Source organism: Azohydromonas lata NBRC 102462, from assembly GCF_001571085.1.
Taxonomy (GTDB): Bacteria; Pseudomonadota; Gammaproteobacteria; order Burkholderiales; family Burkholderiaceae_C; genus Azohydromonas; species Azohydromonas lata.
In genome coordinates, this window is the sequence record NZ_BCTC01000039.1 from 46,964 (window position 1) to 54,215 (window position 7,252).

The 7,252-nt window shown below is 71.6% G+C and carries 9 protein-coding genes and 1 pseudogene; 4 read left to right on the top strand and 6 right to left on the bottom strand.

What is annotated here, in order from left to right:
- Window positions 1-13: 13 nt before the first annotated feature.
- The 4 genes from ALA01S_RS15020 to mltG are packed head-to-tail and all read right to left on the bottom strand — an operon-like array spanning window position 14 to window position 3,045.
- Window positions 14-385 (bottom strand): PilZ domain-containing protein, encoded by a 372-nt coding sequence (locus ALA01S_RS15020; RefSeq protein ID WP_066337748.1) that lies wholly within the window; start codon window positions 383-385, stop codon window positions 14-16.
- Window positions 385-1,407: a DNA polymerase III delta subunit-related protein gene (locus ALA01S_RS15025; RefSeq protein WP_238455812.1), complete on the bottom strand. Its 1,023-nt coding sequence runs from the start codon at window positions 1,405-1,407 to the stop codon at window positions 385-387. Before ALA01S_RS15025 ends, ALA01S_RS15020 begins: the two co-directional genes overlap by 1 nt.
- The gene (gene tmk / locus ALA01S_RS15030) at window positions 1,404-2,021 is read right to left on the bottom strand and encodes a dTMP kinase (RefSeq protein WP_066337727.1); all 618 of its coding nucleotides are present in this window, start codon (window positions 2,019-2,021) and stop codon (window positions 1,404-1,406) included. The genes ALA01S_RS15025 and tmk overlap by 4 nt, the downstream gene beginning before the upstream one ends.
- Before the next feature lie 10 nt (window positions 2,022-2,031).
- A complete protein-coding gene (mltG, locus tag ALA01S_RS15035; RefSeq protein ID WP_066337750.1) occupies window positions 2,032-3,045 on the bottom strand; it encodes an endolytic transglycosylase MltG in 1,014 nt (337 codons plus the stop codon).
- Window positions 3,046-3,093: 48 nt separating this feature from the next.
- Here mltG and ygfZ point away from each other — a divergent pair, with 48 nt between their 5' ends.
- From ygfZ to ALA01S_RS15055, 4 genes are all read left to right on the top strand, one after another.
- A complete protein-coding gene (ygfZ, locus tag ALA01S_RS15040) occupies window positions 3,094-4,026 on the top strand; it encodes a CAF17-like 4Fe-4S cluster assembly/insertion protein YgfZ (RefSeq protein WP_066337728.1) in 933 nt (310 codons plus the stop codon).
- Window positions 4,016-4,345 carry a DUF4936 family protein gene (locus ALA01S_RS15045; RefSeq protein WP_066337730.1) on the top strand — a complete coding sequence of 110 codons (330 nt, stop codon included), beginning with the start codon at window positions 4,016-4,018 and terminating at the stop codon, window positions 4,343-4,345. Before ygfZ ends, ALA01S_RS15045 begins: the two co-directional genes overlap by 11 nt.
- Window positions 4,333-5,106 (top strand): NRDE family protein, encoded by a 774-nt coding sequence (locus ALA01S_RS15050; protein WP_066337731.1) that lies wholly within the window; start codon window positions 4,333-4,335, stop codon window positions 5,104-5,106. The genes ALA01S_RS15045 and ALA01S_RS15050 overlap by 13 nt, the downstream gene beginning before the upstream one ends.
- Window positions 5,107-5,220: 114 nt before the next feature.
- Window positions 5,221-6,237 carry a TRAP transporter substrate-binding protein gene (locus ALA01S_RS15055; RefSeq protein ID WP_238455813.1) on the top strand — a complete coding sequence of 339 codons (1,017 nt, stop codon included), beginning with the start codon at window positions 5,221-5,223 and terminating at the stop codon, window positions 6,235-6,237.
- 28 nt (window positions 6,238-6,265) lie between these two features.
- Here ALA01S_RS15055 and ALA01S_RS15060 read toward each other — a convergent pair whose 3' ends face one another.
- Both ALA01S_RS15060 and ALA01S_RS34805 read right to left on the bottom strand, forming a co-directional pair.
- Window positions 6,266-7,072, bottom strand: coding sequence for a sugar phosphate isomerase/epimerase family protein (locus ALA01S_RS15060; RefSeq protein WP_066337732.1), 807 nt, complete (start codon window positions 7,070-7,072; stop codon window positions 6,266-6,268).
- A 47-nt stretch (window positions 7,073-7,119) separates the two neighbouring features.
- Window positions 7,120-7,252: pseudogene (locus tag ALA01S_RS34805) on the bottom strand (L-dehydroascorbate transporter large permease subunit); the annotation flags it as partial.

Consider the following 7,252-nt stretch of genomic DNA (forward strand, 5'->3'; position numbering starts at 1 on the left):
CCGCGAGCGGACATCAGAACACCTGCGTGGAGCGCGCCCCAGCCGAATCGGCCAGCAGGCTTTCAATGAGCGCCTTGACCGCACGCGACTCCTCGCTGCCGTTGAAAGCCACGCCCACGCCCTGCGGACGGCCACCGGGCGCATGCGCCGGCGTGATCCACGCCACCTTGCCGGCCACGGTGCGGCGTTCGGTCTCGCCGGGCAGCGTCAGCAGCAGCTCGAAGGCGTCACCCAGCCGGTGCTCATGCGCCGTGGCAATGAACAGGCCGCCTTCGGTGAACAGCGGGATGTAGGTGGTGCTCAAAGCCTGCCGGTCGCTGAAGACCAGTTGCACCAGCGTGGGCTGCGCCGGAGCCGGCGCGTCGGGGGTCGAGGTGGCGTTCATCAGCGGCCCAGTGTAGTGACGCGCGGGCGGGCACCCGCCGCCGGCCGGGCCGCGGGCCACAGCGCCGCGGCCTGTGCCACCAGCGATTCGGCCAGCAGCGACGCGTTCCACGGGTGCTCGTCGTGGCGCGAGAGCTGCGTGAGCTCGCGCGACCATTGGGCCAGCGCCGGCAAAGCGGCGCCGGACGGCAGGGCGTCGGCCGGGAAGTAGCGCGGCGCGCCGCCGGCGGCCACCGCCATGAGGTCGTGGCAGAGCTTGAGCAGCGTCTCCAGCAGCCGGGGCAGCGGCCATTGCGCCACCGCCGTGACGTCGCCCAAGCGCAGCCGCTGCGGCAGTGCGGCCCAGGCGGCGGCATCCACGCCCTCGCCCGCCAGCGCCTGCGCCTCCAGCGGCCGCCCGCCCGCGGCGTCCAGCAGCACGGCCGGCTGCGCGACGCCGCGCTCCTGCAGCCAGGCCAGCGCCGCCTCGCGCGGCGGCATGGGCAGCGCCAGGCGCTGGCAGCGGCTGCGGATGGTGGGCAGCAGCAGCTCGGGGTCGGTGGCCGTCAGCAGCAGCCGCACCTGGGGCGCGGGCTCCTCCAGCGTCTTGAGCAGCGCATTGGCGCTGGCCTCCTGCATGGCCGTGGCCGGATGGATGAGCAGCACCTTGGCCACGCCGCGCGAGACGCTCTGGTGCGACCAGTCGATGGCCTGGCGCACCTCCTCGATGCGAATCCACTTGCTGGGCTTCGCGTCCTTCTTGCGCGACTCCTCCTCCGGCCAGCCCAGCGGCTCGCGCAGCGCTTCCGGCAGCAGCAGCTTGAAGTCCGGATGGCCGTGCGTGTCCATCAGGTGGCACGACGGGCAGCGGCCGCAGGGGCGGTGGGCGCCCTCGCCGCCCGCCTCGCACAACAGCGCCTTGGCCAGCTCGAAGCCGAACTCGTACTGGCCCACGCCCGCCGGCCCGTGGAACAGCAGCGCGTGCGCGCGCTGGCGCAGCGCCTGTTGCAGCGGCGCCTCCAGCCAGGGCAGCGGCGCGCTCACCAGCCGCGCTCCTCAAGCGATTGGGCGATCTGCGCCCACACGGCCTCGCGCGGCTGCAGCGCATCTATGCGAATGAAGCGTCCCGGCGCCGCCGCAGCGCGGGCCGCGTAGCCCTCGCGCACGCGGGTGAAGAAGGTTTCGTCTTCGCTTTCGAAGCGGTCGGCCGCGCGGGCCGCCGCACGGCGCTGCGCCGCCACGGCGGGAGGCAGGTCGAACCACAGCGTCACGTCAGGCTGCCGGCCTTGCTGCACCCAGCTTTCCAACTGGACGAGCACCTGGCCGTCAAAGCCGCGGCCGCCGCCCTGGTAGGCGAAGGTGGCGTCGGTGAAACGGTCGCACAGCACGGTGGTGCCGCGGGCCAGGGCCGGCTCGATGACCTGGCGCAGGTGGTCGCGCCGCGCGGCGAAGACCAGCAGGCTTTCGGTGAGTGCGTCCATGGGCTGGTGCAGCAGCAGCTCGCGCAGCCGCTCGGCCAGCGCCGTGCCGCCGGGCTCGCGCGTGAGCAGCACCTCGCGGCCACGCGCGCGCAGCCACTGCGCCAGGGCCTCGATGTGCGAGCTCTTGCCCGCACCGTCTATGCCTTCGAAGGTGATGAAACCGTGGTTCACAAGCAATGGTGTTTTGTCAGGGCGCGCTCGCGCCACGCGGCGCGCGCTGGTACTGGTTGACGGCCCGATTGTGGTCCGCGAGGTTGTCGCTGAAGACGCTGCTGCCGTCGCCGCGGGAGACGAAGAACAGCGCCTTGGTCGGCGCCGGCTTCACCGAGGCGCGCAGCGACTCCAGCCCCGGCATGGCGATCGGCGTGGGCGGCAGCCCGCTGCGGGTGTAGGTGTTGAAGGGCGTGTCCTCCTGCAGGTCGCGCTTGCGCAGGTTGCCGTCGAAGCGCTCGCCCAAGCCGTAGATCACGGTCGGGTCGGTCTGCAGCGGCATGCCCACGCGCAGCCGGTTGAGGAAGACGGCCGCCACCTTGGGCCGGTCGGCGGCCTGGCCGGTTTCCTTTTCCACGATGGAGGCCAGGATGAGCAAGTCGTCCCGGCTGCGCAGCGGCGAGTCGGACGGGCGCTCGGCCCAGGCCTGCTCCAGGCGGCGCTGCATGGCGGCGCGCGCACGCTTGAGCACGGTGAGGTCACTCACGCCGCGGCTGTAGGCGTAGGTGTCGGGAAAGAAGCGCCCTTCCGGCGCCACGCCCGGCGCGCCCAACGCGGCCATGAGCTGCGCATCGCTGAGCGTGGCCGTGGCGGGTTTGAGCGATTGGGCGCGCGCCAGCTCGGCCCGCAACTGCCTGAAGGTCCAGCCCTCGATGAAGCGCACGCTTTCCAGCACCTCGTCGCCGCGCACCATCTTGTCGAGCAACCGGCGCGGCGTGGTGCCGCGGTCTATTTCGTAGCTGCCCGCGCGTATCTGGCGGGCCAGGCCCGACCAGCGGAACCAGTGGTAGAGGAAGTCGGGGGAGGTCTCGACGCCGGCCTGCACCCAGTCCTGCGCCACCTTGCGCGGCGAGGTGCCGGGCTCGATGGACAACTCCACCGAGTTGCCCGCCAGCGTCAGCGGCCGCTGCAGCCACCACCATGCGGCACCGCCGGCACCCAACGCGGCCAGGGCCGCCAGCCCTGCGAGCACCAGCAAGATCCGCTTCATCACCACACCAACACCGCCCGGGCCAAAGCCGCTGATCATAATGGCCGCATGACCGACACCCTCATTCAGGCAGGTACCTTCGACGGTGCCGCGCCTTTGACGCACCTGGGCCTGGTGCGAGCCAGCGGCGAGGATGCCGCGTCCTTCCTGCACGGCCAGCTCACGCAAGACGTCAACACGCTGGACGCCCACTCTGCCCGCTTGGGCGGCTACTGCACCGCCAAGGGCCGGCTGCTGGCCAGCTTCATTTTCTGGCGCCCAACGGCCGACGAGATCCTGCTGGCCTGCAGCGCCGACGTGCTGGCCGCCACCGTCAAGCGCCTGTCCATGTTCGTCCTGCGCGCCAAGTGCAAGCTGGCCGAAGCCTCCGATCTGCGCCTCTACGGCCTGGCCGGCCCAAGCGCCGCCGCCTGGTTGGGCGACGCCGCGCCGCAACAGCCCTGGCAGCGCGCCCGCGTGCAGGACGCCGACGTGATCCGCCTGCCGGACGTGGACGGCGTGCCGCGCTGGCTGCTGGCATCTGCCCAAGCCCCGGAGCTGCCGGCGCTGTCCGAGGACGCCTGGCGCTGGCTGGAAGTGCGCAGCGCCCTGCCTCGCGTGGTGGCAGCCACGTCCGAGCAGTTCGTCCCGCAGATGATCAACCTGGAGCTGGTCGGCGGCGTGAGCTTCAAGAAGGGCTGCTACCCCGGCCAGGAAGTCGTGGCCCGCAGCCAGTACCGCGGGACGACCAAGCGCCGCGCCTTCCTGTTCGATGCCGCGGCCGACGCCGCCCCGGGCCAGGAGGTGTTCACGGCCGGCGACGACCCGGGCCAGCCCTCCGGCCTGGTGATGGACTCGGCCACGCTGCAAGGCCAGACCGCCGTGCTGGTGGAGCTCAAGATCGCCGCGCTGCAGGCGCCCTCGCTGCACCTGCGCGCGCCCGATGGTCCGGCCCTGCGGCCCGCGCCGCTGCCTTACGAGCTGCCCCTGGATGCCGAATGAAGTCACCGGCGCCCCCGACGGGCGCCGGCTGTACGTGTATTACCGCGTGGCCCTGGCCGACCTGGCCGCCTGTGGGCAAGCCGTGCGGACGTTTCAAGCCGAGCTGCAGCGCGCGCACCCTGATCTGGTTTGCGAGCTGCTGCAGCGGCCGCAAAGTGAAGACGTCGCCGGCCAGCGTACGCTGATGGAAACCTACGCCCGCCCAAGCGGCGTGGACGAGGCGGTGCAGGCGCACATCGCCCACGCCGCCGCGACGGCGCTGGCGCTGCTGGTGGCCAGCACGCGACACGTGGAGGTGTTCGAGCCATGTGCCTGGTAGCGCTGGCCTGGGACGCGCATCCGCGCTTCGACCTCGTCCTGGCCGCCAACCGCGACGAGTTTTTGGACCGCCCCGCCGCCGCCCTGCACCGTTGGGCCGACGGCACGCTCGCCGGCCGCGACCTGCGCGCCGGCGGCACCTGGTTCGGCCTCAACGACGTCGGCCGTCTGGCGCTGCTCACCAACGTGCGCCGCCCAAGCGACATGCGTGCGGACGCACCCTCGCGCGGCGAGATCGTCACGCAGTGGCTGCACGGCGGCAGCGACGGCGCTGCCTTCTGCGAAGCGCTGCGCGAGGCCGGCCACAACCCGTTCAACCTGCTGGCAGCCGATTTCATCCGCGGCGAGTTCTTCTGGACCGGCACCGACCACCCTGCCCCGCACGCGCTGCGGCCGGGGCTGCACGCCCTCTCCAACGCCGCGCTGGACACGCCCTGGCCCAAGACCGTGCAGCTCAAGCGCGAGCTGGCGCTGGCGCTGGAGCGGCATGGCGACACCGAGGCGCTGATAGTCGTGCTGCTGGCGGCGCTGGGCGATCGCACCCGCGCGCCGGACGCCGCGCTGCCCGCCACGGGCGTGCCGCTGGAAGTGGAGCGCTACCTGTCGTCCGTGTTCATCGACATGCCGCACTACGGCACGCGCTGCTCCACGGTGCTCCTGCGCGAGCGTGCGACGCGGCGGCTCACGCTGGTGGAGCGCACGCACGGGCCGCAAGCGTCCGAAGTGCGTGTCGAGCTGCCTTGCTGGCCCGTGGCGCCCTGAAGGCAGGAGAGCCGCAAGGGCCGCAAGCCGCACCAGCTTGATGCACCGCGAGGGGCCGCCGCCGGGCGAACCCTAGAATTTCAGGTTGCCCGACAAAACCGCTCAGGAGACCTCGTGACCCCTTCCGGCATCACGCGCCGCACGGCACTCGCCACCACCGCCTTGCTGTTGGGCGGCGCCGCCCAAGCCCAGGTGGAGGACCGCACCATCCGCATCGGCACCACGGTGCCGGCGGATCACCCCATCAGCTTGGGCGCCAAGAAATTCACCGAGATCGTTGCCGCCAAGAGCGCGGGCAAGCTCAAGGTCAAGGACTATCCCGCGCTGGCGCTGGGCCCGGAGCTGCAGCAGCAGTCGGCGCTGATCGGGGGCGTGCAGGAGATGTTCGTGCCCAGCTCCGCGACGCTGGCGGGCATCGTCCGCGAGTTCACGCTGCTGGACCTGCCCTACCTGATACGCAACCCCGCGCAGGCTGATGCCCTCATGGACGGCCCCTTTGGCCAGGCCCTGCTGGCCAAGCTGCCGGAAAAGGGTTTGGTCGGCCTGGCGATGTGGGAAAACGGCCTGCGCCACATCACCAACAGCCGCCACCCCATCCAGAAGCTGGAGGACGTGCAGGGCCTGAAGATCCGGGTGCAGCAGAACCCCATCTTCATCGACATGTTCAAGGCGCTCAAGGCCAACCCGGTGCCCATGTCCTTCGGCGAGGTCTACGGCGCGCTGGAAAGCAAGGCGCTGGACGCGCAGGAGAACCCGCTGCTCGTGGCGCGCTCGGCCAAGCTCTACGAGGTGCAGAAGTACGCCAGCCTGACCGGCCATGCCTACGGCGTGATCATCGTCCTGGTCAGCAAGAAGCTGTGGGACAGGCTCTCGGCCGACGAGCGCAAGCTGCTGCAGGCCTCGGCGCTGGAGGCGCGCGACTACCAGCGGCAGGTCAGCCGCGAGCAGGCGCGCAAGGCCATGGAAGAGCTCAAGGCCGCCGGCATGGTGATCAACGAGGTGGCGCCGGCCGAGCTCGACCGCATGCGCCAGGCCGTGCAGCCCGTGGCCGACCGTGCGCTGCAGACGTTTGATCCGGCCCTGGTGCGGCTGCTGCGCTCGGAGCTGGAGCGCGTGTCGCACATAGGCTGAAGAACGGCGCGCCCTCGCGCCGCACCCGTCAGCCCAGCAGGCGCAGCGTGGCGTCGCGCGCCTGCCGCGCCCAGCCCAGGGCGCCGGCCTGCGGCGCGCGGACGTGGTGCGGAATCTCCACGCTCAGCGGCAGCTCCGGCGGCAGCACGGACAACAGCGCCGGGAGGTCGATGCCACCCTCGCCGGGCAGCAGCCGCTCGCAGCGGGCGGTGTGTATGAGGCCCTCCACGGTGGTGGGCACTTGCGCCGGCGCGTCGCACACCTGCGCGTAGTGCAGCAGCTCGCGGGGCAAGGCCGCGACTTGCGGCAGCGGGCTGTCCGAGCGCGCCCAATGCAGCGCATCGACCAGGATGCCCGCATTGGCCGGCCGACCGGCGGCTTGCACCAGGCGCAGCGCGCTGGCCACGTCGGGCACCGCCGTCCAGGGCATGAACTCGATGCTCGGGTGCAGACCGAAGGGCCGTGCCAGCTCGCACAGCGCGGCGAAGGATTGGGCCAGGCGCGCCGGCTCGGGGTCGTCGCCGCCCACCAGGATGGTGTGCGCGCCCAGCTCCGCCCCCACCTCGCAAAAGCGCTGGTAGGCCCGCACGTCGAAGTCCGCACCCAGGCGCACGATTTCCAGGTCGAACAGGCGGATGCCCGTGTCTTGCAGGCGGCTGCGCGTCTCGCGCAAGAGGGCGGGATCGTCCATCAGCGGGTAGGCCAGGCCACCGGGCGCCGAAGGCAGCAACCGTATGCCGGCGTGCGTGTAGCCGGCGGCGGCCGCGGTTTCCACCACCTGCGGCGGCGGAAGCTCCAGCACGGTGAGATGGGCCAGGGACAGGGGACGGTTCATGCGAATCACTCCGTTCATGACTTCAAGGGAGCTTGGGAGCGTGGAAATCAGCTCGCCAGCCAGCGCGCCGGGACGAGGACGAGCGAGGGAAACAGCACCATCAGGAACATGACGATGAACTGCGCGGCCATGAAGGGCAGCACGCCGCGGGTGACCTCGTCCATCTTCATGCGCCCCACC